General features: G+C 47.0%; 24 protein-coding genes. 15 read left to right on the top strand and 9 right to left on the bottom strand.

All coding sequences use genetic code 11. The annotated features are described in order from the left end of the window. Positions 1-620 precede the first annotated feature (620 nt). The 4 genes from treP to ACNA6I_RS20130 form a co-directional block, all read right to left on the bottom strand. On the bottom strand, positions 621-2,036 hold the full coding sequence (treP, locus tag ACNA6I_RS20145) for a PTS system trehalose-specific EIIBC component (RefSeq protein WP_148794551.1): 1,416 nt from the start codon (positions 2,034-2,036) through the stop codon (positions 621-623). Positions 2,037-2,277: 241 nt separating this feature from the next. Then, positions 2,278-2,850: an SMI1/KNR4 family protein gene (locus tag ACNA6I_RS20140; RefSeq protein WP_416314072.1), complete on the bottom strand. Its 573-nt coding sequence runs from the start codon at positions 2,848-2,850 to the stop codon at positions 2,278-2,280. 79 nt (positions 2,851-2,929) lie between these two features. After that, entirely contained in the window at positions 2,930-3,373 is a 444-nt protein-coding gene (locus tag ACNA6I_RS20135; RefSeq protein ID WP_416314071.1) for a hypothetical protein, read from the bottom strand. Positions 3,374-3,376: 3 nt separating this feature from the next. Beyond that, complete coding sequence (locus tag ACNA6I_RS20130; protein ID WP_414130978.1) at positions 3,377-3,856, bottom strand: immunity protein YezG family protein; 480 nt, start codon at positions 3,854-3,856, stop codon at positions 3,377-3,379. Between the two features lie 291 nt (positions 3,857-4,147). Here ACNA6I_RS20130 and ACNA6I_RS20125 point away from each other — a divergent pair, with 291 nt between their 5' ends. The 3 genes from ACNA6I_RS20125 to ACNA6I_RS20115 all read left to right on the top strand — a co-directional run bounded on the left by ACNA6I_RS20125 (position 4,148) and on the right by ACNA6I_RS20115 (position 7,133). Continuing rightward, on the top strand, positions 4,148-4,915 hold the full coding sequence (locus ACNA6I_RS20125) for a hypothetical protein (protein WP_416314070.1): 768 nt from the start codon (positions 4,148-4,150) through the stop codon (positions 4,913-4,915). A gap of 111 nt (positions 4,916-5,026) precedes the next feature. Further along, entirely contained in the window at positions 5,027-5,713 is a 687-nt protein-coding gene (locus ACNA6I_RS20120) for a response regulator transcription factor (protein WP_063191932.1), read from the top strand. Beyond that, complete coding sequence (locus ACNA6I_RS20115) at positions 5,697-7,133, top strand: ATP-binding protein (RefSeq protein ID WP_416314069.1); 1,437 nt, start codon at positions 5,697-5,699, stop codon at positions 7,131-7,133. Before ACNA6I_RS20120 ends, ACNA6I_RS20115 begins: the two co-directional genes overlap by 17 nt. A 318-nt stretch (positions 7,134-7,451) precedes the next feature. On the opposite strand, the gene ACNA6I_RS20110 is transcribed toward ACNA6I_RS20115, so the two are convergent. Continuing rightward, on the bottom strand, positions 7,452-7,913 hold the full coding sequence (locus ACNA6I_RS20110) for a hypothetical protein (RefSeq protein ID WP_416314068.1): 462 nt from the start codon (positions 7,911-7,913) through the stop codon (positions 7,452-7,454). Positions 7,914-8,250: 337 nt separating this feature from the next. On the opposite strand from ACNA6I_RS20110, the gene ACNA6I_RS20105 reads away from it, so the two are divergent. The 5 genes from ACNA6I_RS20105 to ACNA6I_RS20085 all read left to right on the top strand — a co-directional run bounded on the left by ACNA6I_RS20105 (position 8,251) and on the right by ACNA6I_RS20085 (position 13,545). Further along, positions 8,251-9,234, top strand: coding sequence for a LysM peptidoglycan-binding domain-containing protein (locus tag ACNA6I_RS20105; protein WP_416314067.1), 984 nt, complete (start codon positions 8,251-8,253; stop codon positions 9,232-9,234). A 262-nt stretch (positions 9,235-9,496) separates the two neighbouring features. Further along, positions 9,497-11,041: a glycosyltransferase family 2 protein gene (locus ACNA6I_RS20100; protein ID WP_416314066.1), complete on the top strand. Its 1,545-nt coding sequence runs from the start codon at positions 9,497-9,499 to the stop codon at positions 11,039-11,041. Between the two features lie 131 nt (positions 11,042-11,172). Further along, the gene (locus ACNA6I_RS20095; RefSeq protein WP_416314065.1) at positions 11,173-12,717 is read left to right on the top strand and encodes a glycosyltransferase family 2 protein; all 1,545 of its coding nucleotides are present in this window, start codon (positions 11,173-11,175) and stop codon (positions 12,715-12,717) included. 100 nt (positions 12,718-12,817) lie between these two features. Beyond that, the gene (locus tag ACNA6I_RS20090; protein ID WP_416314064.1) at positions 12,818-13,345 is read left to right on the top strand and encodes a DUF6241 domain-containing protein; all 528 of its coding nucleotides are present in this window, start codon (positions 12,818-12,820) and stop codon (positions 13,343-13,345) included. A 17-nt stretch (positions 13,346-13,362) separates the two neighbouring features. After that, a complete protein-coding gene (locus ACNA6I_RS20085) occupies positions 13,363-13,545 on the top strand; it encodes a hypothetical protein (protein ID WP_367258410.1) in 183 nt (60 codons plus the stop codon). Between the two features lie 28 nt (positions 13,546-13,573). Here ACNA6I_RS20085 and ACNA6I_RS20080 read toward each other — a convergent pair whose 3' ends face one another. Both ACNA6I_RS20080 and ACNA6I_RS20075 read right to left on the bottom strand, forming a co-directional pair. Beyond that, entirely contained in the window at positions 13,574-14,278 is a 705-nt protein-coding gene (locus ACNA6I_RS20080) for a GntR family transcriptional regulator (protein ID WP_416314063.1), read from the bottom strand. Positions 14,279-14,295: 17 nt separating this feature from the next. Continuing rightward, positions 14,296-15,495, bottom strand: a complete 1,200-nt coding sequence (locus ACNA6I_RS20075; RefSeq protein ID WP_416314062.1) for an enolase C-terminal domain-like protein — start codon at positions 15,493-15,495, stop codon at positions 14,296-14,298. Positions 15,496-15,750: 255 nt separating this feature from the next. Between ACNA6I_RS20075 and ACNA6I_RS20070 the strand changes: the two genes are divergently transcribed. After that, positions 15,751-17,106, top strand: coding sequence for a PTS transporter subunit EIIC (locus tag ACNA6I_RS20070; RefSeq protein WP_416314061.1), 1,356 nt, complete (start codon positions 15,751-15,753; stop codon positions 17,104-17,106). A 35-nt stretch (positions 17,107-17,141) separates the two neighbouring features. Here ACNA6I_RS20070 and ACNA6I_RS20065 read toward each other — a convergent pair whose 3' ends face one another. Further along, on the bottom strand, positions 17,142-18,110 hold the full coding sequence (locus tag ACNA6I_RS20065) for a LytR family transcriptional regulator (protein ID WP_416314060.1): 969 nt from the start codon (positions 18,108-18,110) through the stop codon (positions 17,142-17,144). A 169-nt stretch (positions 18,111-18,279) separates the two neighbouring features. After that, positions 18,280-19,068, bottom strand: coding sequence for an SGNH/GDSL hydrolase family protein (locus ACNA6I_RS20060; protein ID WP_416314059.1), 789 nt, complete (start codon positions 19,066-19,068; stop codon positions 18,280-18,282). Between the two features lie 204 nt (positions 19,069-19,272). Between ACNA6I_RS20060 and ACNA6I_RS20055 the strand changes: the two genes are divergently transcribed. The 6 genes from ACNA6I_RS20055 to ACNA6I_RS20030 all read left to right on the top strand — a co-directional run bounded on the left by ACNA6I_RS20055 (position 19,273) and on the right by ACNA6I_RS20030 (position 24,883). After that, complete coding sequence (locus ACNA6I_RS20055) at positions 19,273-20,001, top strand: YveK family protein (RefSeq protein WP_416314058.1); 729 nt, start codon at positions 19,273-19,275, stop codon at positions 19,999-20,001. Beyond that, positions 19,994-20,704 (top strand): CpsD/CapB family tyrosine-protein kinase, encoded by a 711-nt coding sequence (locus ACNA6I_RS20050; protein WP_416314057.1) that lies wholly within the window; start codon positions 19,994-19,996, stop codon positions 20,702-20,704. Before ACNA6I_RS20055 ends, ACNA6I_RS20050 begins: the two co-directional genes overlap by 8 nt. A 93-nt stretch (positions 20,705-20,797) precedes the next feature. After that, a complete protein-coding gene (locus ACNA6I_RS20045; protein WP_416314056.1) occupies positions 20,798-21,565 on the top strand; it encodes a tyrosine-protein phosphatase in 768 nt (255 codons plus the stop codon). 390 nt (positions 21,566-21,955) lie between these two features. Beyond that, positions 21,956-23,281 carry a UDP-glucose dehydrogenase family protein gene (locus tag ACNA6I_RS20040; RefSeq protein WP_416314055.1) on the top strand — a complete coding sequence of 442 codons (1,326 nt, stop codon included), beginning with the start codon at positions 21,956-21,958 and terminating at the stop codon, positions 23,279-23,281. A gap of 21 nt (positions 23,282-23,302) precedes the next feature. After that, complete coding sequence (gene galU, locus ACNA6I_RS20035) at positions 23,303-24,193, top strand: UTP--glucose-1-phosphate uridylyltransferase GalU (protein WP_416314054.1); 891 nt, start codon at positions 23,303-23,305, stop codon at positions 24,191-24,193. Between the two features lie 66 nt (positions 24,194-24,259). Next, entirely contained in the window at positions 24,260-24,883 is a 624-nt protein-coding gene (locus tag ACNA6I_RS20030; RefSeq protein WP_416314202.1) for a sugar transferase, read from the top strand. Positions 24,884-24,893: the final 10 nt, after the last annotated feature.

Below are 24,893 nucleotides of genomic sequence, written 5' to 3'. Positions count from 1 at the left end.
TTCCTTTTAGTGTGGTTTTTTAGGGTGTGGTTCATTGGTTATTTGATTGGGTTCGTGCCTTTCCGCTGCGGTCGTCCGCTTTCCTCGGGGAGTCAGTTGAGTCGCTTCAGCTGCGCCTCCAGGGTCTCAAGCTTGCCTCTATTCCCGAAGGAGTCGGCCGCCCTTCGCTGCAAGGCACTTGTTGTGATAGAGAGGATGGTATGTTCGACATCCGTTTTAATAGGTGTGAAAAAATTCTTCTATTTCATAGACTATTTGATTGGGTTCGTGCCTTTCCGCTTCGGCCACCTGCTTTCCTCGGGGAGGGTGTTGAGCCGCTTCGGCTGCGCATGCAGGGTCTCAAGCTACCCTCTATTCCCGTAGGAGTCAGGTGGCCTTCGCTGCAAGGCACTTTATGGTGGTAGGTAGGATGGTATGTTCGACATTCCTGTCCTACTTCATGGTTGTTTATATACATGCCCCTTCTCTTTAAGGCTACCATTCCCCATTCTGTCCAAAATCAATTGTGTGTAGCGACCTAACCAGGTTGCTTTTCTTTTTAGTTAGTAAAAAGGGAGCGGGACTGGTTGTCCTTGTCGCTCCCTCATTTTAACTTGTATATACAAGTTGGTTCAACTGTTTTAGCTGATTTTGTTTTTGCTGAATTTGGCAAATAGGATGGTGAGCAGGAATGGGATGATGATACAGATGACCATTCCGATGGCGAATGTCAGGTAGTATTGCGGTTTGAAGGAGAAGATACCTGGGATTCCTCCTACGCCGATGGAGAAGGCTTCGGTGCCTGTTGTGGCCAGCAGGACGCCTCCGACGGCGGAACCGATGATGGCTGCGATGAACGGGAATTTGTAGCGCAGGTTGACCCCGAACATGGCAGGTTCAGTGACTCCGAGATAAGCGGATAGGGCGGAGGTACCGGCCAGGCCGCTCAGCTTTTGGTTTTGTTTTTTGGCAAGGAACATCATGGCGAGTGCGGCAGATCCTTGTGCGATGTTGGATAGTGCCAGGATCGGCCATAGGAATGTTCCGCCTGTGTTGGATACGAGCTGCAGGTCGACGGCCAGGAACGTATGGTGCATCCCGGTGATGACCATGACTGCGTACAATCCACCATACAGTAGGCCACCGAGCCAGCCGAAGTGACTGAAGATCCAGATGACGCCGTCTGTCAGTTGGTTACCGATGAAGAATGTGATTGGTCCAATGACAATGAATGAAAGCAATCCAGTGACAAGCAAGGCAACAGGTGCTACAACCAACAGTTTGATTGAATCATGTACATGTTTATCCAAGAAACGCTCAATTTTCGCTAATACATAAGAAGCAACGAGGATCGGAAGGACTTGTCCCTGATACCCAATTTTGTCGATTTCAAGACCGAAGATGTTCCAAGTCGGAATCTTTTCAGCAGATCCGTAGGCCCATGCATTGAGAAGGTCCGGATGGACAAGAATCAATCCAAGGACAATCCCAAGGAGTGGATTCCCGCCAAAACGCTTCATGGCCGACCAACCGATGAGTGCAGGCAGGAAGGTGAAGGCCGTGTTGGCGATCAGGTTGATGATATTGGTGAGGTCTGCCCATTGTGGATAGACGTCGATGACGGATTTCGTATCAAAGAAAATTCCTTTACCAGTCAAAATGTTATTGAGACCCATCAACAGACCCGCCATGACGATGGCCGGCAGGATCGGGATGAAGATGTCAGCCAGGGTCTTGATGGCCCGTTGAAGCGGATTCAAATTCTTGGATGCTTCATTCTTTACATCTTCCTTTGATACTTCCTGGATGCCTGTTTCCTCAGCAAGGATTTTATAGGCCTTATCGACGAGCCCCTGCCCGATGACGACCTGGAACTGTCCGTTTGAAGAGAATGATCCCTTTACGATATCGATATCATCCAATTTCTCTTTATCTACTTTTCCTTCATCCTTCAGAATAAGACGAAGACGTGTCACGCAGTGCGTCGCGGTCGAAATATTGTCCGCTCCCCCGATGGCTTCGATGATCTGTTTAACCGATTGTCTATCCACACTCATGTGTATCCCTCCCAAAATGTGTTCGCTTACATTTGTAACAACCATTCCCCATATGGAATGAGTAGAAACTCCTAATCTATCGGTAACGCTTCCAAAATACTGTGTTGTATATACAAGATATAGTTCAATTGTAATCTTGTATATACATGTTGTCAATGAAAATGTAGAGCGTTTTCATTTAGGAGGAAATTAAATCAAAAAACCTCGACAGCTTATGGCCGCTCGAGGAATGATCGGAAACCTATTTTTTTATTCTGGCAAGAAATGCATCGCTTATTTTCATTTCTACAATCGTTGGATTCTCCGTGTCTTCAGTTTCTTCAACCTTTTGAACACTCATGATTAAATCGTAAAAAGAAGGATGAATGAGTGTAACGGGCCCCCACATATCTTCTTGGGAGTTCACATGCAGTTTCTCTTTATCGTGATCCCAATAATAGATCTTACCGAATACCTTGTTGCCTGTGCCTATACAGATTTGGTCACCGCCGGGACATTCGGCGATAGGAATCATATCCTCCGGAATCCTGTCTCGATAACGCTTCATTACGGTAAGGAAATTGGATGTGCCTGGACTGAATCCATAGAAATTGATGAGTGACAAGGGTTCATCAATAGAAAGGGTGGGGATAAGGTGGATGGCAGCATCGTAAAAGTTTAACGGGCCGTATTTTATAAGAAAATCTTTATAGTCCAAGGGAAGGGGCAGGGGGAAAAGTTTTGCTTCTTTTATGCTGTCAATTGGGTTGAGTTCATATTTACTTGTCATTCCGAGTAGTCGCAATTTGTCATCAATCTCTGTAAAACTCCTCATGAACTATAGTGTCCTTTCCATAATCATTTTCGTTTTAATGGTAGATGGTAAGTTAAATAGAGTACTGCCAATCAGAATCCTAAAATAGTACACCGAAACTAACATACTCAAAGTTCACATACGCATAACAGTTTTCTGATGCATAGTATGGTTTTATATCAGGGAAGGATTTTTGAGTAATGAACAATCCGAATCCCGATACATCATTGGAATCAGTTTCAAACATTTGTATCTCTGTATCCGTATCATCATTCGCTACAATGACTTCTACAGGCTGATCAAGGAGTAGCATGGCTTGTTCGTGTATGGTAATCAGCTTATCCAGCTCTGAGTGAATCGTATGCACTTGGAATTCTATTCCCACTAAATCGAAATCCGTTTCATAATGGATTCGGTGATCATATTTATAGCTATTGATTTCGATTTCTTCCTCATAATGCTTTGTGAATAGGTGAGTAATCGTTGAAATCTCTTGCTCTGTTAATGGCTGTTTGGAGAGATAACTGTTCACTAACCTCATCATCCATCACAAGCCTTCAAATGCCTTCATGTTCTCGATTAAGCGCATAGCCAAGGGTTCATCACTCTGACGCACATACTTATATTCAAAGTACATGATGCGGTCTGAAGGACCGAATTCACTGGAGTGCCAATCTGTATAATCAAACTTCACGTTTAATTTTCCTGTGCGCTCCAGTATCAATGTCACAGAGAACCAGGGCTCTTGGCCGTTCTCTATAAAAACACGTTGGAGGTCAACTGTTAGTTGAAACAACCGGTGAAGTTCTTTGCTGTAAACCTTATTATCCACACCGTATAAGCTTGGAATGGAGTGAGAGAATACATATTCCTCTTTCTCTGTTGGCTTGAAAAAGAAAAATACTCCTCCATCTTTCTCTTTAACCTCACCATTGAAGCAGAATGTATCCCATTCTGTAGGGATGGTGTCATGTACCTGATACGCGATTTTTTCATATAGTTTGTTTAGTTCATTTTCAAAACTCATTAAGCTGGCCTCCTGTTTAAATTTTTAATCGTAATAATCATCTTCCTTCACCCTTCGATCCACTACCCCATTCTAGGATAGGGACATCCCTCTCGCATGATGGGGTGTTCGAAGAGGAATTTACATATATAGGTATATGCACTGGTGAGGACAGTTCTAAACCTGTCTTCGTTCCTTACTATTGAAATAGACAAAGTTTCTCCCCCGACATCCTCCTGACACATTCCACCCCTACACTCAATCTTGCAAGGCTAAAATCTACAAATTCAAAATGAACTGGAGGTAGGTAAGATGTTGAATGTACTATCGGCAAAAGTGGTGGCGGGTGCATTGTCATTGGGAATCCTGGCGCCGGCCGCGTATACGGCGACGACACAGGACACGGCGGATCAGCCGCAGGTGGAGGAGAAGCAGCAGCTTGATGAGGAAACAAAGTCCAAGCTGGATGATATCAAGGGCCAGGTGGAGGATGGGACCATCACGAGGGATGAGGCGAAAGAAAAGCTCGATGAGTTGGGGATCCGTCCTCCGGGACGCGGTGGTCATCACGGCGGACCTGGCATGGAGCTTGATGATGAGACCAGACAGAAGCTGGATGACATCCGTGACAAAGTGAAGTCGGGTGATCTGACGGAGGAAGAAGCGAAGGAAAAGATTGCTGACCTTGGTATCGAGATGCCGCAGCGCCACGGGATGGATGAGGAGACTCACCAGAAGACCCATGATATCCGCGACCGCTATATGGCGGGCATGATCACAAAGGAAGAAGCGCAGAAGGAGCTGGATGAGCTCAATGTCGACTTGGACCTCGACAAGATGCCGGATCCGTTTGCCGATCTGGATGCAGCAACAAAGAAAAAAGCCCAGGCCATCCTGAAGAAGGCGGTCGAAGGGACCATCACCCGGGAAGAAGCGCATGAGCAGCTTGAGAATCTAGGCGTGAAGATGAAAGGTCCGCGCGGTGGCGGTGATCACGGTCCAGACAGCAGTACGAAGGAAGGCGATCAGTCTGAAGACAAGACCGATCTGGATGCATCCCAGACCAGCGTGACCCTTTGACCCCTTTCATATAAATGAGAGTGCCGTCCCCCTGGCACTCTTTCTTTTTCCCCAAGCATTTCTTCCCCACCCGTTTTTCCTTTATAATGCTTCTATAGGAGGATTTCTCATATGAAAACCATACAGATCGTTGAAGATGAAATCACCATATCCAGGGTCCTGAAGGCGTACCTGGCGAAAAGCGGCTTTGACGTTGTGCAATCGTACTCAGGTAGGGAAGCCATGAAGGATTATACCAATGTGCAGCCGGATCTTGTGCTTCTTGATGTCATGCTGCCTGACGGAGATGGCTGGTCGGTCCTGGAGTCGATCAGGACTCTTGCGCCGACGCCTGTCATCATGCTCACGGCCCTCGGCGACGTGGACTACCGCCTCAAGGGGCTGACTTCGGGTGCCGATGATTACATAGCGAAGCCGTTCATCGGGGATGAAGTCGTCGCGCGCGTGCAGGCCGTCCTGAGGCGGAGCGGCCCCGTGTACGATACGGGAAGTGTAAGGCTCTATGGTGATCTGAAAATAAATCGCCAGTCCCATACTGTTCACTTGAAAGGGGAGGAGATCACCCTGACGCCGCGGGATCTTTCCGTTTTCCTTTTTCTCGCTGACCATCCGAATCAGACGTTCACACGCGAGCAGCTCATCGACCGGGTGTGGGGCATGGATTATGAAGGAAGCGACCGCGCCGTGGATCTTGCCGTGAAGCGGATTCGGAAGTCACTGGAGGAGTGGCCGAAGGAGCAGGGGGAGATCCGCACGCTCAGGGGATTGGGGTATCAGTTCAGTGTTCACGAAAGCTAAAGAGCCTGGCCGCCAGACGCTCCTCCGCTACTGGACGACCCGCTACCTCATCACCCTCGTCGTCGGGCTCCTCGTCATCGCCCTCATCTCGGCGATCTGGATCCGGAAGACGACGATCGATAACCGCCTGAATCTGACCCAGGTCATGGCCCAGGAGCTCGCCGACCGGATCGTGACGGAAGACGGACAGATCCTCATTCCGCCTGTCTTGAAGGACGTCGTCGAAGAGCGGAGCAAGCTCCTGAACCTTGATGAGCCGCCGTCCACCTTCGTCGTCGACCCCGAAGGCAACGTCCTCTCCGACAAGAACCATTTCCGCGGGGGACCACCGGGAGCTCAGCCACAGGCACAAAAGATCTCGACGACTTTCTTTGAGAAGAGGAAAGTGGAAATCGACCTCGGTGAAGAAGGGAAGGCGTACGCCATCAGCCAGCCGGTGAAAAACGGAGACGATGTCCTCGGCTATGTGGTCATGCTGAACCTCGAGAAGGACCTTGGGAAAGTGAACCAGGAGTACCGGCTACTCGCCATCCTCCTGGTGAGCCTCGGTTTGCTTGGCTGGCTCGTCATCTACTATCTATCACGCAAGCTGTCGGCTCCGATCTCGGAAGTCGCGAGTGCCGCGAGAGTTGTAAGCGAAGGGAACTACAACGTCAGCCTGAAAGAACCCGCCAAGGAAAAGGAAATCTACGAGCTCGTGGACTCCTTCCAGCAGATGGCCGAGAAGCTCCAGCACCTGGAGCAGCTCAGGTCGGAGCTCCTTGCCGGTGTCACCCATGATCTGAAGACGCCGGTCACCTCCATCAGCGGCCTCATCCAGGCGGTGAAGGACGAGGTCGTGACCGAGGACGAAGCGAAGGAATTCCTCGACATTTCCCTGAAGGAAGTGGACCGCCTGCAGCGGATGATCGGCGACCTTCTTGACTTCAACTCCTTCTCATCAGGGGCCATTCCCGTGCGGAAAGAGGCCGTCGCCATGAACGACCTTGTGGACGATATCGTGAGTCAGTGGAAGCAGACCCAGGTGAAGGAGTCGTTCCAGCTGGAATTGGAGACACCCCCTGAAGACATGGAAGCAGACGTGGATCCGTTGCGGATCGAACAGATCCTCATCAACCTCTTGAACAACGCGCGCCAGGCCCTACCAGAAGCAGAAGGCAGTCTGCGTGTGAAGCTCGAGCGGAAAGGGGACACCTGCACCGTATCGGTCAGCGATACCGGGAGCGGGATACCGGAAGCGGAACAAGCGCTGGTATTCGAACGCTTCTACCGCGGGGAAGATAAGAAGCTCAAGACGCGCGGCCTCGGGCTGGGACTGCCGTTTTCCCGGATGCTCGCCCAGGCCCACGGAGGCAGCCTTCGCCTGGAGAGCAGCTCGTCTGAAGGGACGATGTTTGTGGTGGAGTTTCCTATTAGATAGGAGCTGTCACGAGACTTGAAAATAAACAATGAAAGTTGAAAGTAATCACTTGAAGTTGAACGTAATGTAGCATAGTTGAAAATGGGAAATGAGTCGAACATCAAAGTTGAAAGTAAATCATCGAAAGTTAAAAGTAAATCGGCGACAGTTGAAAGTAAATCCATTAGAGTTGAAAGAAAAGGGCTAGCGTACAGGAGCAATCACCCCGCCAGCCTTCCATTTCAGCCGATTTTCGTGCATTTGAGTAGCGCTTGCAGTCCCCTTATTCAACAATCCATAAAAAAAGAAGCCCATCCAACTAAGGCTTCCTAATCAACATTAGTTAAACCGCCATCCATCTTCCCCAAAACGAACTTGCTCATCCTCTTTCGGAATCTCAAAGGATGCCAGATAATACTCGCCCTCTCCCAACTCAACCGTACGATAGTACTTCGGCTGGTCAAGGGGCCGTATAATCGTCGCCGTCAAACGTGTATGGGCGGGATCTTCCTTCTTCCCCAGTAAGATGACGTGATGTTGGTATTGATCATAGGTTTGATTTGTATCCGTCCAAAATACGTGGTGAATCTCATCATCCTTTACGAGGGCATATCCGATCCGACCGTCCTTCAGAAGGAATAAGACCGCTTCTAACCCATCATCAATCGAGTGGCTCTGCAGAATGTCCTGGACATGAATCTCCTGAGCGGCGGCCTCGATCTTATCCTTCATCGACAGGGGAGCAGTCTGCCCCTCGTTCTGTACCCACACCACAACCCCCACAACAATCCCAATAAACAATATAGAAGAAAAAAGCAAAATCCTCTTCAACACTCAACCCCATTTCCCTTCAAAATACGGTAAACCGTTCTGATTAGTATTATACCTTATTATCCCAAAACATGTTAAATACTTCCTTATTCCACCCCCAATATAGGAAACAGCCCCCATAAATACCCCAAACCACCTATGAACAAACCAAACTACCATCATTACCACAAATTACTAAACGTGATTATACTGGGCTTTCTTCCATGTTTTTCTTCACATAAGAAAATAAGCCTATTAACCTATCGGACTAGTTCGGAGATAATGGGTAGGCGTGCAAAAACGACATTATTTGCGAAGGAGAAAGATCTTGAAGAAAACGATAATCGCTTTTACAACTGCTGCTGTTCTGTCATCTATGGCTGTCGATTCGATTGAGGCTGCCTCTTATAAAGTAAAGTCTGGGGATACGCTTTCTGGAATCGCCGTTAAATACAATACAAGTGTCTCAAGTCTGAAATCCATGAACAAACTCAATTCCGATATGATCTATGTGAATCAGGTATTGGAAGTGTCGAAATCGACAACGTCATCATCATCCACTACAACATACACCGTGAAATCCGGGGACTACCTGTCGAAGATCGGCCAGAAGTACAATGTGTATGTAGCGGATCTGAAGAAATGGAACAATCTAAAGAGTGACCTGATTTATCCTGGTCAAAAATTGATCGTGTCCGGAAGCTCGAAGTCCACTTCGACCTCGACCACTACGGCTTCAAAACCGTCGACGTCCGGAAGCTATACGGTCAAATCCGGTGACTCTTTATCCTACATCGCGTACAAATATGATGTAACCATTTCACAATTGAAGTCATGGAATAAGCTTACGTCCAACACGATCTATGTCGGTCAGAAGCTCAAGGTGAGCGGCTCGACCTCTACTTCCACTTCAACCGGAACAGTCAACACCGCGACTACGGGCACTCAGACTCCGTCATCATCCACGGTCGTGAACGTGGCGAAGAAGTACCTCGGCACCCCGTATAAATGGGCCGGTACGACGCCGTCCGGATTCGACTGCAGTGGGTTCATCTACTATGTATTCAACGAAGCGGGCTACTCCATCTCCCGTACGAGCACGGAAGGCTACTACAGCCAGGCAAAATCCGTCTCCAATCCGGTTCCTGGTGACCTCGTATTCTTCGAAAATACTTACAAAGCCGGCATCAGCCACATGGGAATCTACCTCGGCAACGGGGAATTCATCCATGCATCTGACAGCGGCGTTGTGGTGACGAAGCTGAATAATACGTATTGGGCTCCGAAGTTTGTCGGATATAAACGTTTCTAAATGGAACATAGAGCTGTGAGAATGGCACGCTGGTGCTGTCTCACAGCTTTTTTTGTATAATAGGAGAAAAGATTCATTTGTAGATTTTTGTAAAATGAACGAAACCTTTTAGGACCTCTATGCGTCTAATGAATATCTGAAAAGGTGGATTCCTCTGCAAGTTGTTATTTATTTGAAGTCCTGATAGAATGAACTATTGGTCCGGCTGTTAGCAGACGACCATAATATTTGTGAACATATCACGAATTAGGAGACTATGAATATGAAATTAAAAGACCTTTTACCCTTCACGAAGAGTGAAGACGAGAAGTATTTCGAACGGATTCCATACAGCATTCATAATCATAAAGCACTCACCAAGAAGACTGACGTTGCTGTCGTCGTCCCGGTTTATAATGCAGAGAAATACCTGAGACAGACCGTGGATTCGGTTATTGTCCAAACACACGGATTTCAGAACATTACCTTGATCCTTGTGGATGACGGTTCGAAGGACAAATCTAGGCATATGATGTTGCGCTATGCGGAGCTCTATCCCAATATCGTCGCCATCTTCCTCGAGAAGAATACAGGGACGCCTGCGTTCCCGCGTAATCTCGGGGCCCATCTTGCAAACTCGGAATATATCACGTTCCTGGATGCCGATGACTGGCTGGAGCACGACGGGATCCGTCAGCTTCATACGCTCATGGAAGAAACCAAATGTGATTATGCCGTCGGGAAGACGGTACAGATCGATTCCAAGGAAGAGAAGATCATCGGTCGCTATGAATCGTGCATGGAGCGTAGGAATGTATCGCCTTATTCGATTCCGCATATCTTCTACCATCTCGGACCGCGTGCCCGGATGCTGAGGTTATCGTTTATCAAGAAGCATAAGATCCGCTATCCGGAGATGAAGTTTGCCGAGGACAAGCAATTCTTTATCGATGTCCTTACACAGGTAGGCAAAATTTCGACTACGACGGAGCCGATCTATTTCTTGAACCGTATCCCGGATAATGTGTCACTCACGAAACAAACGGATATCGTCGAGAAGATGGATACGAACATTGCTGTGCTGAAATATGTGATGCAGAAGAATCTTCCTGAAGAAGAGGAGAAAATGATCGTCAATCGCCTTGTGGAGTTTGACAGCATCACGCGCCTATTCGACCGGAAGCACTTTATCCGCAGTGAAGACCGGACACCGTACTTCCAGAAGTTCGAGGAAGTGATGAGGGTCTTCTATTCATTCAACCGCAGCTATCAGCTGGAAGATATTATGAAGAAGCCGCTCAACAAACGCTACTTCACCTATCTTGCCCAGAAGGATTATGATAAAGTCATCGAGCTGTCGACCTGGTCGAAATTCAATGGCGAGCGCTCGTATCAAGTCATTGATGGACTGCCGTACACCGTTGCGCATCTTGAGGACGGCACCGATGTGAACATCGAAATCCCGGTTGAAGCCAAGCTCGTCAGTGAGAAGCAGACCGGAAATGGCGTCACCTTCACGGTCGAGATGAAGGGGCATGACATTCCTGAGATCCAAGGCGTGGACTTCCAGCATCGTGATTACATCACGGAAGTATACAATGTAGCGGGCCAAGTCGAGCAGGCGGGCAGTATGGTGACCATCACCCTGACGCCTGAAGATATGGAGAAGGTCGGCAAAGGAAAGTATATGATGGCCCTCCGGTATGAAGATTACGAGAGACTCATGGTGCTGAAAGATGCGGAAGCCGTTTGCAAGCTGAAGAGCGGCAAGAATTCGTATCAATTCTATCGCACGGTAAAGGGAAATCTGTCTCTTCGAGTGAAATAAATCAGAAAAGGAGCTGCTCATGGGCAGCTCCTTTTTGTATGGGTATAACTACCAGAGTCCAGTGTGTGTCGCCTTCTCCGAAAACGGGTATGGTCATGGTGCACCATAATCCATTCAGTAGGAGAATGATCATGATTCTTAAAAACATTCTACCCTTTACAACCAGGAATGAAGATCCGACCTTTGATCGCATCCCTTATACCATATACAACCAGGCTGCATTGCGTAAGCATGCCAAAGTGACCGTCATCGTCCCGGTCTACAATGCGGAGAAATACGTGAAGAAGACGATCGATTCGGTCATCGTCCAGACGATCGGGTTCTCCCAAATCACCCTGATTCTCGTCGACGATGGATCGACAGACAAGTCGCGCCATATCCTGAGGAAGTACACGAAGCTGTATCCCAATATCGTCGCCGTGCTGTTGGATGAGAATACGGGTACCCCTGCCTATCCCCGTAATCTGGGTATGCATCTATCGAATTCAACCTATGTCACCTTCCTGGATGGAGATGACTGGTTGGATCACGACGGAATCCGTCAGCTGCACAGTGTGATGGAAGAGGCAGGCACCGACTATGCTGTCGGGAAGACGATCCAGGTGGACGGGAAGAAGGAGAAGCTCATCGGGAGATATGAGTCCTGCAAGGTCAGGAAGAGCGTGTCACCCTATGAGATCCCCCATATCTTCTACCACCTCGGACCGACGGCCAGGATGATGCGCACCTCCTTCATCAGGAAGCATCAGTTCCGGTTCCCTGAGATGAAATATGCCGAGGATAAGCGGTTCTTCATCGATATCCTCACGCACGTAGGGGAGATCTCCACCACGACCGCCCCTGTCTACTACATCAATCGATATGCAGAGAACCAATCACTGACCAAACAGACCGATATTATCGAAAAGATGGATACCAATATCACCGTCCTGAAGTATGTCTTGGATAAAGGACTGCCTCCGGAACAAGAGAAGATGATCGTCAACCGCCTGGTGGAGTTTGACAGCATCACCCGCTTATTCAACAGGAAGCACTTCGTGAACAGTGAAAACCAGCAAGCCTACTTCTCGAAGTTTGAGGAGGTCCTCTCGATCTTCTCCAGCTACAATCGTCCGTATACGCTGGAGGAAACAATTAAAAAGCCACTGAACAAAGAATACTTCTCCCTGCTTGTGAACAGGGAATATGACCGGGTCGTTGCGTTGGCCGAATGGGCCACCACCAACGGAGACAGCAGCCAGGAGAAGAGAGACGGACTGCCATACAACGTCGCCAGGCTATCGGATGGCACAACGATTCCGATTGAAGTCCCCGTCCAGGCGGAGGTAGTCGAAGAAAGGAAAAGTGGGAAGGATGTCATCATGGAAGTCGAACTGACCGGCCACCGCATTCCTGACATCCAAGCCGTCGAACTCCAAAACCGGGAGTTCATCGAAGACCTCTTCATCGTGGCAGACGCAGTGGAACAGACGGGACATCTCGTCACGCTCACATTCACGAAAGAAACCTTGGCGTTCCTAGAGAAGGGGAAATACATCCTATCCTTGCGCTACGATGACTACGAATCGGTCATGGTAGCAAAAGAATCAGAGAGGAAATATGAACTGGAGGGGAAGGGGTTGACCCCGGTCCTCTATCAAACGAATAAAGGGAACCTTTCCTTGAAGGTCATGTAAGATAAGGACTCTAGATGAGCTCTTTTTTTATTGCAGGAAGCAGGAGGGAGCACCTCCATTATAGAAATATCTACCATGAGAGAAAAAAAGGGGGACGTTTATGAGCAAAAAATGGATAGGAATCATTCTGGGAACGATCCTTTTTGTGACGATCGCAGGTGTGTATATGACCCTTGGAAATCTCGAGCCGGACCGTAAGACGGCTCAAGAAGATCGAAACGGGGATCCGGCGGCTGCGGTCAAACCGAATAAGGTATCTGCAGCCGAGGTGGACGGCAATCCATTTGAAGAAGACGTCAAGACCCCGATATCGGAGAAGCTGATGCGCCAATACCTCCACGCCATGAGCCATCAGAAGGTGAGGGCAGGGGAGAAATGGTCCTTCTTCGAAATCACCGATGAGCGGATCGCCTTCCTTCTGCAGCAGCTTGATGAGAAAACATACAAGAACGATGAAGAGTACCGGGAGATCCTCACCCGATGGCAAAAAGGGGACTTCTCACAGGCCGTCAGCGACCATAACACCGTCTGGCGCCTCATGGGCGGCAATATTGGGAAGGCAAAGGGCCTTCTATCCCCCAAACAGGAAAAAGACTATCTTGAAAAGCAAACGAGAGAAACCCGATAAAGAAAAGGAGGGAAAGGATGGAACGGTTCGAATTCAACCTGTCCAATCGGAAGGTGAGGCTGTGGCTGTTCGCGGTCATCCCGATCCTCATCGTCAGCCTGGCCCTGTACTGGGTGCTACCGCGCGAATACGCCTTCGTCCCGGCTATCATCCAGGGCGGAACCGTGCTTATCTACGTTTTAAGCATCCTGAGAACATAAAAGAAGCGAGCCCCTGGGGCTCGCTTCTTCAGTTCTTCCGGAACTGATGCTTATTCGTATTGAACGGCGTGAAGTAGGAGACCGAATAATCGAGGTTGATCAACTCGCTGTATTCGAACACCTGACCGTCCTTCAGAATCCCGCGGTTCACGATCTTCATAGCAGCAAGCCCCTTCTTGCAGTTCAGCAGCTCCGCATCTTCCTTCGATACATTCACGGCGCTGTAGCTCGTGATAAAATGAGAGATATCATATCCGCATTTCTGTACATACTCATGAACCGATTGGACAATCACGCCTTCATCGAGATCCGGGAAGAGCTCCACGGGAACAAGGGATGTTTCAATCTGTACCTTTTGGTAGTCAACGAGACGCACGCGCTTGAAGGACCAGACATCGCTTTGGCTGTCGAAGATCCGCTGGGATGAAGCTGACGCTTTTTCCCGTTTCAAGTAGACGACCTTGGATTCAATGTCCTTGAACTTCTTCTCCTGAAGGGAGTTGGAGATCAGGGGACTCTGGGTGATCGTATCGGTGACGAAAATGCCCGATCCCTGAACAACGTGGATGCTCCCGATGTTGAGGAGCTTCTTCAGCGCCTCCCGGATCGTATAGCGCGACACCCCATACTGATCGGCAAGCTCCCGTTCCGTCGGGAGTTTGCCGCCAGGCGGGTACTTATTCTGATAGATCTTGCTCAGCAGGTCATCGGAGATGAATTCCCGCTTCTTCATCTCATCCTCTCCTTCCGTTAAGGAGTATGGATCGTCCCGTTCGGCAGGCGGGACTGGGTCCATTCGTGCTTCCTGTACACGCAAGGATACCCCTTCGCCATGTCTTCGTCAAAGCTGACCCCGATTCCTGCCTGTTCGATCGGATAAATATAGCCTTCCTTCACCTCGACAGTACCCGGGAACATCTCGCGGATCACATCTTCCGGCTCCTGTACCTCCTGGATGGCCGCATTATGAAGGAACATATTGAGGTGGGTGTTCACGGCAACACCGATCGGGGTCATGTCCGACGGACCGTGCCAAGCGATCTGTACGCCGAACGTCGCGCAAAGGGCCCCGAGCTTCAACGCCGGCGTGATGCCGCCGATCTGGGACACATGACAGCGGATGTAGTCGATGCGGCGATTCACAATGAGATCCTTCCATTCCATCGGATTGTTGAAGAGCTCGCCTGTTGCGATCGGCGTCGTCGTCTGACTCCGTAGCTGATCGAGCCACTCATTCTGATCCGGAGGGAGGACGTCCTCAAGGAAATACGGCTGATACGGTTCGAGCTCCTTCGCAAGGCGGATCGCCTGATTCGGGGAGAGGCGTTCGTGGACGTCATGAAGGAAATGGAGTTCATATCCGTACTTCTCACGTAGAGCTTTGAACATCCTTACGACATCGCGCATGTAGATATCGGGATCATAGTATTCCCCGTCCATGAGCTGATCCGGCAGATGCATGGCGTGATTCTTCCCGCCGTACTTGCCGAGCTGGCAGCGGATATGACGGAATCCACGGTCCACCAGGGCATCGACACCTTCAAATAGTTCATCCAGCGTCAGACCGTCAGCGTGGGCATACGCGGCGATGGCACTTTTCGATTTCCCTCCAAACAATTGATAGAGTGGCATATCGGCAAGCTTCGCCTTGATATCCCAAAGGGCCATGTCGACCCCGGCGATGGCATTATTGATGATCGGGCCGTTCCGCCAGTAGGAGTTCACCATCATCATCTGCCAGAGATCCTCGATATTGTGGGCGTTCCGGCCGATGAGGATCGGCTTCAAGTATTCTTCCACCACCATCTGGACGGGGAGAGGACGCTGCTGGAACGTCGCACAGCCGTAGCCGGTGATGCCGCTGCTCGTCTCCACCTTCACGACGACAAAGTTATGACGGTGGGGGTTCGTGACGACAGCTTCTATATGTGTAATAAGATTCGGTTCCATGTGGACACACCTTCCATTTCGTTTGCGATGACTCAAGTAAAACACAGGAAAATCACCGCGGTCAATTTGGTCATGTTTTCACAAGGGATAGGTGGTATTTACCGTACCAATTTTGATGATAACAACGAAAAAACCTTATGTATCAAGGGTTTTGGTGTTATGATTGGTATTTTATGAAACGTTTTCAATTTTGGATCCCTGTGCTACGATATGGCTAATCAACGACACCATCACAGACAGAAAGAAGGGGTTCACATGGGAGATCAACAATTGGTCAAACAGATCATCACCGCTGTCGGCGGAGAAGATAATATTAAGAAGGTGTGGCACTGCATGACCCGGCTGCGCTTCGACCTCCACGACTTTGACGCCATCGACCGCGCCAAAGTAAAAGAGCTCGACGGCATCATGGGGGATCAGTTCACAAACGATCAATACCAGATCGTGGTCGGCACCCACGTCCAGAAGGTCCACGAAGCCCTGACCACAGAGCTCGGGACAAAAGACGTGAAAAGCGCGGCACCTGCTAAAAAGAAAGGGTTCTTCGGGGCACTCCTCGACATCGTATCCGGCGTTTTCGGACCGATCGTACCGGCCATCGCCGGAGCGGGAATGATCAAGGGGATCCTCGCCGGGCTCATCGCTCTCGAAGTCCTCAATAAAGAAAGCGACGCCGTCATCATCCTGGACCTCGTCGCAAGCGCCGTGTTCTACTTCCTGCCGTTCTTCCTGGCAGCATCGGCCGCGAACATCTTCAAGACGAATCAGTACCTGGCCCTTGCCGTAGCAGGAGGATTCATGTATCCGTCCCTGCTTGAAGCAGCCAAGCTCGGAGAAGTCAGCCAGTTCACCTTCATCGGTCTGCCTGTACCGGTCATCAACTACAGCGCTACCGTTATTCCGATCATCCTGTCCATATGGGCCATGAGCTATATCCAAAAGTACGTAGACAAGTTCATGCCGAGCGTCCTCCGTACCGTCTTCACCCCGACGCTCACCCTGTTCATCACCATCCCGTTTGCCCTGATCGCAACCGGGCCGCTGGGAGCATATGTAGGAAGCCTGCTTGCTGCCTTCATTGAAATGTTATTCGGACTATCGCCGGTATTAGCCGGAATCGTCGTCGGCGGCATCCGCCCGATCGCCATCGTCTTCGGCATGCACCACGCCATGACGCCAATCGCCCTGCAGAACTTCGCAGACAATGGATTCGACATGCTCATGCCGATGTTCTTCATGACCAACATGGCCATCGCCGGAGCAACATTCGCCGTCTTCTTCAAGGCAAAAGGAAAGAAAGAAAAATCCATCATTCTATCAGCGGCCATCTCGGCGCTACTCGGAATCACGGAGCCAGCCCTATTCGGTGTCCTTATCCGCTATAAGAAAGCATTCCTCGCCTGTACACTTGCCAGCATGGCCGGTTCGGCATTCTTCGCCATCATGGGCGTCCGTATCTACGGATACATCCTGTCCAGTATCGTAAGCCTCGTCGCCTACATCGGACCGTACTTCCCGTATGCCATCATCGGCATCCTGCTTGCCCTTGGTGTCGGATTCGCCATCACATTCTTCACGCTTAAGAAAAAGGAAGTTGCTGTAGAAGCATAAGAAAACCGCTTGGGATTTGATTCCCAAGCGGTTTTTTAAATTTGAAGATGTTTTTTAAGTGTAGATTGAATTTCGCCAAGCTCAGCATCTGGAATGATGTAGTAATAGACGCCATCAATTTTACTACCTTGTCCAGTTTTGATATCGATTTGCTCAATTTTACCGGCAGCATCTTTATAATTCTTTTGAATATCCACCATTTCTTTAAACGATAGATTGGTTTTTACGTTCTTTCCAAGAGCGTCGAAAATATCATCAAAGTTCCAGAGGCTTGATAGACTGGCTCCTTCGCGGATAACTCCCTGGATGATATCTCTTTGTCGTAGCTGACGCCCAAAGTCCCCTCTAGGATCTTCATATCTCATACGTGAAAAGGCGAGAGCTTTTTTTCCGTCCAACTCCACCTGGCCTTTAGCGAAATGAATTCCCTCATAAGTAAAGTCTAAGTCATTATTTACGGTCACACCGCCTACTGCATTTACAATGTCCTTAAATCCATCCATATTGATCGTTGCATAGTAATCAATAGGGATATCAAGCATGTTTTCAACGGTATTCATGGCCCATTCAGCACCTTCAGATGGTCCACCTTTAGCGGATCCGAAAGCATAGGCATGATTAATTTTATCAACAGTTCCTTTGTCCACGATTTCTGTACGGGTATCACGGGGTATACTTAACATTTTTACTGATTTTTCGTTCGGATTCACTGTCAGGACAATCATGGAATCAGAGCGTCCCACATCACCTTTCCGTTCGAAGGAACCGTCTGTTCCAAGCAGGAGTACTGAAAATGGATCCTTTTCCTTAAATGTCACTTTCTCAGCACGTTTCTCGGACTTCTCTCTCTTAACAGGATCATGCATGGCACCAACCGCATCATTCAGTGAGTGCCATACGGTGTAGGCATACACGCCCCCTCCGAGAACGAGCAGTAGCAAAATGATACCAACAACCTTAGGCCATTTTTTTTTCTTCTTACCACTATGTTTATCTGATCTCATATACGTTTCCCTACCTTTTCCTTAACCTAGTTAATAACATATCAGATTTTGTCAGATATGGATAGAAAATATTCTAAATTTTAGTTAGCATTTAGGACAAGACTTTTATATGTTGAAAACGCTTACTACTTTCTTCTATTATATATGCAAAAAAAGACCAGCCTTAAGGCTAGTCCTCAATGAAGTACTCTTGCAGATAATCCTTCCACAAGGTATAGCCCTTGGCATTTGGGGTATCTTGACTATTAATCAAGTAGTCTGCCAAGCTGCCATCATCCGGCCATTCGCTCCAATGATCAAGGTAGGTGAATCCTTCCTCCTTGGCGAACGTCTTGAGTTCATCCACATTCAATGGATAGTAGGTTGCATCTTCAATTGGGTGAGGGGGCTGAAGGATCAGAGTGGCCTCTTCATTCACTTCGTGGAGCTTCCGATCAAATATGAGGATGCTGTCATGATTCTGAACCGGTCCGACGCCGTTTGAATTATCGACTAACGTAAACGGCTCCCAAAGGACAAGATCCGGAGATCCCTCCAACGCATCTTCCACGTCGGAACTGTTCACGAATTCAACTGAAGTAGTGTCCCATTCGTCGATCTTTACTTCTATGGAATCACCGTAGGCTGAAAGCAGGGCTTCCTTCAATTGAGGCGCCCATCCTCCTTCGCTGGCTCCTAGAGCGAGTGACCCGATAATGGTGATCTTAAAGGCCTCTTCGTCTTCTACCCGCTTCTTATATAACTCTCTTGCTTCCTCCGGCCAGTTGGCCGTCAGGTCTTTTTCTTCCTTTTTCTCTTCTTTTACTTCTTCATCTTTCGATGCCCCCGCCGACACAGGTTTCGATTCGACCTTAGGGTCTTCTGTCGTTCGTCCTGTACGATCCTGCCAATAAAGATTCCCCATGATCAACACGGCGCCACATGCCAGCGCAAGGACCACCAATAAAAAATGCTTCATCCTAAATACCCCCTATAAATGTCCCGCCAAGAAATATGTACTAAAATTGAAAATAACCTTTTCAAATAGAAAAATCTGTAGTTTAATAGATAGTAATGGCAACAATATTACAATTTATTTAAAATTATGACAAGAATTTCACGGAAATACAACTAAATCTGAAAGAATCTTACATATTTTTTCAAGAGTTACAGGAGGCACTTCATGGAAGAAACCATCAGTTTACGCGAGTTAATGCAAACCCTCAGGAAGAGAATGAGTCTGATCATCCTCATTACCCTTACAGCCATCTTAGTCAGTGGAGGGGTAAGTTTTTTTCTTTTAACCCCGGTTTATCAATCTTCGACCCAGCTGCTTGTCAATCAGTCTAAATCCGATCAATCCGCCTACAACAATCCCGGACAAATCCAAACCAACCTACAGCTCATCAATACTTATAAAGAAATCATCACGAGTCCTGTCATCCTGGACAAAGTCTCAAAGGATCTTGATATGAAGACAAGCGATATCCAATCAAAGATGACCGTGTCGAATCAAAATGATTCCCAGGTAGTCAGTCTGGCCGTTCAGGATACCGACCCGGCGAAAGCGGCTGAAATCGCCAATAAAACCGCAGAAGTCTTCCAAAAAGACATTCCTGACATCATGAATGTGGATAACGTAACAATCTTGACGAAAGCGGAAGTGGAGGAAAAGCAGTCTCCTGTGAAGCCAAAACCGCTTCTGAATATTGCCATCGCAATGGTTGTCGGTCTCATGATCGGTGTGGGAATCTCGTTCCTACTTGAATTCCTGGATAACACCATCAAGACCGAGCAGGACGTAGAGAAAATCCTAGGGATTCCAGTGCTCGGCTCCATTGCCAAAATCGGAGAAACAAAAGCAGAGAAGAAATCAAGAACCATCGAAGAAAGAGGTGAGCGCATTGGGTAATAAGAAGAGCAAAAAGCTAAAGCAGCTCATGATGTCCACAAGGCGTAAGCTTGTCACCCATGACAATCCGCAATCCCCTATATCAGAGCAGTACAAAACCATCCGGACGAGCATCAACTTCTCATCCATCGATCAACAGATCCGCTCCATCGTGGTCACATCTTCAGGTCCTGGAGAAGGGAAGTCCACGACAGCAGCCAATCTGGCGGTCGTATTCGCCCAGGAAGGGAAAAATGTCCTTCTGGTCGATGGAGATATGAGAAAACCTACGTCCCACTACACATTCAATGTGAATAATACATTCGGTCTAACCTCTGCGCTTTCACGCCAGAAAATGCTCCGTGAAGTGGTTCATCAGACTGATATCAAGAATCTGGACCTTCTGACATGTGGACCGGTCCCGCCAAACCCTGCGGAACTCTTAAGCTCGAGATCAATGGATGAATTGTTGAACGACATGTATGAGGATTATGACTTAGTGGTATTCGACACGCCGCCTCTTTTAGCCGTTACGGATGCCCAGGTGCTCGCTAATCAGTGTGATGGCACGGTCCTTGTCTTGAGCTCAGGAACAACGGAAATAGACAGCGCCAAGAAGGCCAAAGAACTTCTTGATACAACGAATGGGAAGCTACTCGGTGTCATCTTAAACAACCGTGAAATCAAAGATACAAGCTATTATTACTACTACGGTAAAAAATAACTAGGTTTCGACAAATTTCACCTATTTACAATTTCTGCACATGTAGTACAATGGTACGAGGTTTGATAATACCCGTAGGGGGAGGGGTCTTACATGATCGATATCCATAGTCATATCCTACCGGGGATCGATGACGGAGCGCAGAGCTATACGGATAGCATTGTCCTGGCCAAAAAGGCGGTATCGGAAGGGATCCATACGATCCTTGCGACACCGCATCATCGAAACGGCAAATATCAGAATGTACGAACCGACATACTGCATCGGGTAGATGAATTGAATAAGACTTTTAATGAAGAGCGGATCGCCCTGAAGGTGCTTCCAGGACAGGAAACCAGGATCTATGGTGAAATGGTGGAGGATTACCAGAAGGGTGAGCTGTTGACACTTAACCAAGTATCCCACTATCTCTTTGTGGAATTCCCTTCAAGCTCTGTCCCAGGGTATGCGGAAAGGTTGTTCTATGATCTGCAGAATGAAGGGCTGACGCCAGTGATCGTACATCCTGAGCGCAATGCCGAACTGATGGAAAGACCGGACAAGCTGTATACGCTCGTAAAGAATGGGGCGACCACGCAGGTGACCGCAGCGTCCCTCACTGGGTATTTCGGAAAAAACATCCAGAAGTTCTCCCAGCAGATGATTGAAGCAAACCTGACGCACTTCGTCGCGTCTGATGCCCACAACGTTAAGAACCGCACCTTTAAGATGGCAGAAGCCATGGATACCATCGAGAAACAATACGGCATCGACATGATCTACTACTTTACAGAGAATGCCGAACTTCTTATTGATGGTAAGAACATATATAGAGAGATTCCCGAACGGATCAAAAAGAAAAAATTCCTCGGAATCTTTTAACTCATATGAATATTTGGTAAGGTCCTAAGGTACTATTGTCGTTGGGAGTATAAATGAGTCATGATTTGTAGACAACAGTAGAATTTTGGGAATGTCTCCTATCCATTATAATCGGAGGCACTCGGTCACCCTGTGGGCGGGAGGAGACTCCTTGCCTTAGACGCCTGTCGTCAATGGGGTGGTGTGAGGATGGGTTAGATGCCTATTTATTAAATTCTACAGTAATTACGTAACTATGTAAAATAGTTGCGGTGGTACTATATAACTGTTTTTAGTTCTATTAATATAATTGTCTCTTGAATGCCTAAGGAAAGGATATAGGAATACCTATACATTTCCCTTAGGTATTTAATTTGTCAAAAAGATTGAAGGAAAGATAAGGTGAAGAAAATGGAGATTGCAGTAGTAGGCACAGGTTATGTGGGGCTGGTGACAGGTACATGTCTAGCTGAAATAGGTCATATAGTCACTTGTGTGGATATTGATCAAGAAAAAGTTAAAAAAATGAGGAGTGGAATTTCTCCTATATTTGAGCCTGGCTTGGATGACTTGATGAAAAAAAATATACAAAGAAACCGTCTTAGCTTTACTACTAATCATGCTAAAGCTTTCCTTTCAGCCGATGTCATCTATATTGCCGTTGGGACTCCTGAAAAAGAGGATGGATCCGCCAATTTGGCTTTCGTAGAGCAAGTCGCCATTGATATTGCCACTCATATAGAGAAAGATGTCATTGTGGTCACGAAAAGCACGGTACCTGTGGGTACAAATCATTGGATTAAGAATGTGATTGAGGAGCACTTGGTAAAACAAGTTAAAGTTGATATTGTATCCAACCCTGAATTCCTTCGGGAAGGTGCAGCCATTAACGATTCATTTTATGGGGATCGAATTGTCGTTGGATCGGATAATGAAAAGGCCGGAGCAGTTATAGAAGAGATCAATAAGCCATATGGTATTCCGGTGTTCAAGACCGATATACGAAGTGCGGAGATGATTAAGTATGCGGCTAACGCATTTTTAGCAACCAAAATCAGTTTTATTAATGAAATCTCTAATATTTGCGAACGAGTAGATGCGAATGTTGAAGATGTAGCAATTGGCATGGGAATGGATCAGAGGATCGGTTCCCGCTTCCTGAATGCGGGGATTGGTTATGGAGGATCTTGTTTCCCTAAGGATACAAAAGCATTGGTGCAAATTGCCGGCAATGTAGAATATGATTTTGAATTGTTAAAAGGTGTAATTGAAGTAAATAAAAAGCAACAAAAAATCTTGATTGAAAAGCTTCACGATCGATTTGGTAGTCTTGAAGGTAAGAGATTTGCCATTTTAGGGCTTGCCTTTAAGCCTGAAACAGATGATATGAGGGAAGCAGCATCAATTCCAATTACTAACTACCTTATTGAACAAGGTGCTGAGGTCGTGGCGTATGATCCAGTAGCCATGGAACAGGCGAAAAAGATATTAAATAGAGAAGTTCTGTATGAAGCATCAAGTCAAGAAGCACTAATGAATGCGGATGCAACCTTAATTTTGACTGAATGGTCCGAATTCAAAGACTTACAGCCTAATGAAATCGTAGCAAATATGAAAGAGTCTGTGATCTTCGATGGGCGAAATTGTTTTGATACCAAAGAAATGGAAAAATATGATATTGAGTATTATTCAATGGGGAGACCAACCGTTAATAGAAGAGAAAAAGCAAATATCTGAATTAGAAGGGGAGACTTTATAATGAAGAAAGTCAGAAAGGCCATTATTCCAGCTGCAGGATTAGGAACGAGATTTTTACCAGCAACAAAAGCTATGCCGAAGGAAATGCTACCAATTGTTGATAAGCCAACTATTGAATACATTGTAGAAGAAGCAATTGCATCTGGTATTGAGGAAATTATTATTGTTACCGGTAAAGGAAAGCGTGCAATTGAAGATCATTTTGATCTTGCACCTGAGCTCGAAAGGAACCTTGAAGAAAAAGGGAAGTTTGACCTTTTAGAAAAAGTTAGGCATTCGAGTAATCTTGTGAATATACACTATATCAGACAGAAAGAACCAAAAGGTTTGGGACACGCAGTATGGTGTGCACGTAGTTTCATTGGCGATGAGCCGTTTGCTGTTCTACTTGGTGATGACATCGTTGTAAGTGATACTCCTTGTGTAAAGCAACTAATTAACCAATACGAAGAAACTGGATCATCAGTAATTGGAGTACAGACTGTTGAACACAACCAAACACATCGCTATGGGATTATTGACCCTTCAGCATCTGAGGGCAGACGCTATCAAGTGAAAACGTTTGTAGAAAAGCCAGCTGCAGGTACAGCACCTTCAAATCTAGCAATTATGGGTAGATACCTATTAACACCAGAAATCTTTGACCTACTTGAAGATCAAGAGAAAGGTGCAGGGGGAGAAATTCAGTTAACGGATGCGATCCAACGATTAAATGAATCTCAATCTGTCTATGCTTATGATTTTGAAGGAAATCGATACGATGTAGGAGAAAAAGTGGGATTTGTTAAAACCACCATTGATTTTGCTCTTCAACATGAAGAAATTCGTGATTCAATCTTGGACTATATGAGCAGGATTGTTGAAGAAAATAAAAAACTACAAACTAAGTAAAGGTAGGGAAGGTGGATGGCTAACCTAGCTGAGGAAGAAGTGATCCTTACTTCATCAGAGCAAACAATGGAATTTAAAAATAAAAGATTCTATTCAATACAGAAAAGAACACTAGATATAATAGGTGCTTTATCCGGCATTATTCTTCTCAGTAGCGTATTCTTAGTAATCGCTATTTTTATCAAGATTGAAGATCCCAGGGGACCCGTGTTCTTTTCTCAAAAGCGGATAGGCAAAGATGGAGTGGTATTCAGAATGTTGAAGTTCCGCTCCATGGTATCTAACGCAGAAGAAAGGTTGCAAGAATTACTGGAGCATAATGAAGTATCAGGTGCTATGTTTAAAATGAAAAACGACCCCCGCATTACTAGAGTAGGAAGATTTATTAGGAAGACAAGCTTAGATGAACTCCCACAGCTTTTTAATGTTTTAAAAGGAAATATGAGTCTTGTTGGTCCTCGTCCGCCACTTGAAAGAGAAGTTGAACAGTACTCTAAATATGATTTGCAAAGATTGTTGGTAGTTCCAGGTTGTACTGGTTTATGGCAAGTTAGCGGCAGGAGTAACATAGGGTTTAAGCAAATGGTCGAACTTGATTTGAAATATATAGCGAAAAGGAATATCTTATTTGATTTAATTATTATTTTTAAGACAATTTTATTAATGTTTAATTCAAAAGATGCATACTAAACATAAGGAA

This window comes from Rossellomorea sp. FS2 (assembly GCF_047915635.1).
GTDB classification, from domain to species: domain Bacteria; phylum Bacillota; class Bacilli; order Bacillales; family Bacillaceae_B; genus Rossellomorea; species Rossellomorea marisflavi_A.
Note: the sequence above shows the minus strand (reverse complement) of the source record. Positions and strands in the feature narration are given on the sequence as shown.

Coding starts and splice junctions, on each gene's coding strand:
- ACNA6I_RS20100 (WP_416314066.1), top strand. CDS start 9,497: ATGAAATTAAAAGACCTTTTACCCTTCACGAAGAGTGAAGACGAGAAG.
- ACNA6I_RS20060 (WP_416314059.1), bottom strand. CDS start 19,068: ATGAAGCATTTTTTATTGGTGGTCCTTGCGCTGGCATGTGGCGCCGTG.
- ACNA6I_RS20130 (WP_414130978.1), bottom strand. CDS start 3,856: ATGAGTTTTGAAAATGAACTAAACAAACTATATGAAAAAATCGCGTAT.
- galU (WP_416314054.1), top strand. CDS start 23,303: ATGAAGAAAGTCAGAAAGGCCATTATTCCAGCTGCAGGATTAGGAACG.
- ACNA6I_RS20030 (WP_416314202.1), top strand. CDS start 24,260: ATGGAATTTAAAAATAAAAGATTCTATTCAATACAGAAAAGAACACTA.
- ACNA6I_RS20135 (WP_416314071.1), bottom strand. CDS start 3,373: ATGATGAGGTTAGTGAACAGTTATCTCTCCAAACAGCCATTAACAGAG.
- ACNA6I_RS20045 (WP_416314056.1), top strand. CDS start 20,798: ATGATCGATATCCATAGTCATATCCTACCGGGGATCGATGACGGAGCG.
- ACNA6I_RS20090 (WP_416314064.1), top strand. CDS start 12,818: ATGAGCAAAAAATGGATAGGAATCATTCTGGGAACGATCCTTTTTGTG.
- ACNA6I_RS20140 (WP_416314072.1), bottom strand. CDS start 2,850: ATGAGGAGTTTTACAGAGATTGATGACAAATTGCGACTACTCGGAATG.
- ACNA6I_RS20070 (WP_416314061.1), top strand. CDS start 15,751: ATGGGAGATCAACAATTGGTCAAACAGATCATCACCGCTGTCGGCGGA.
- treP (WP_148794551.1), bottom strand. CDS start 2,036: ATGAGTGTGGATAGACAATCGGTTAAACAGATCATCGAAGCCATCGGG.
- ACNA6I_RS20055 (WP_416314058.1), top strand. CDS start 19,273: ATGGAAGAAACCATCAGTTTACGCGAGTTAATGCAAACCCTCAGGAAG.
- ACNA6I_RS20120 (WP_063191932.1), top strand. CDS start 5,027: ATGAAAACCATACAGATCGTTGAAGATGAAATCACCATATCCAGGGTC.
- ACNA6I_RS20065 (WP_416314060.1), bottom strand. CDS start 18,110: ATGAGATCAGATAAACATAGTGGTAAGAAGAAAAAAAAATGGCCTAAG.
- ACNA6I_RS20095 (WP_416314065.1), top strand. CDS start 11,173: ATGATTCTTAAAAACATTCTACCCTTTACAACCAGGAATGAAGATCCG.
- ACNA6I_RS20085 (WP_367258410.1), top strand. CDS start 13,363: ATGGAACGGTTCGAATTCAACCTGTCCAATCGGAAGGTGAGGCTGTGG.
- ACNA6I_RS20040 (WP_416314055.1), top strand. CDS start 21,956: ATGGAGATTGCAGTAGTAGGCACAGGTTATGTGGGGCTGGTGACAGGT.
- ACNA6I_RS20080 (WP_416314063.1), bottom strand. CDS start 14,278: ATGAAGAAGCGGGAATTCATCTCCGATGACCTGCTGAGCAAGATCTAT.
- ACNA6I_RS20075 (WP_416314062.1), bottom strand. CDS start 15,495: ATGGAACCGAATCTTATTACACATATAGAAGCTGTCGTCACGAACCCC.
- ACNA6I_RS20125 (WP_416314070.1), top strand. CDS start 4,148: ATGTTGAATGTACTATCGGCAAAAGTGGTGGCGGGTGCATTGTCATTG.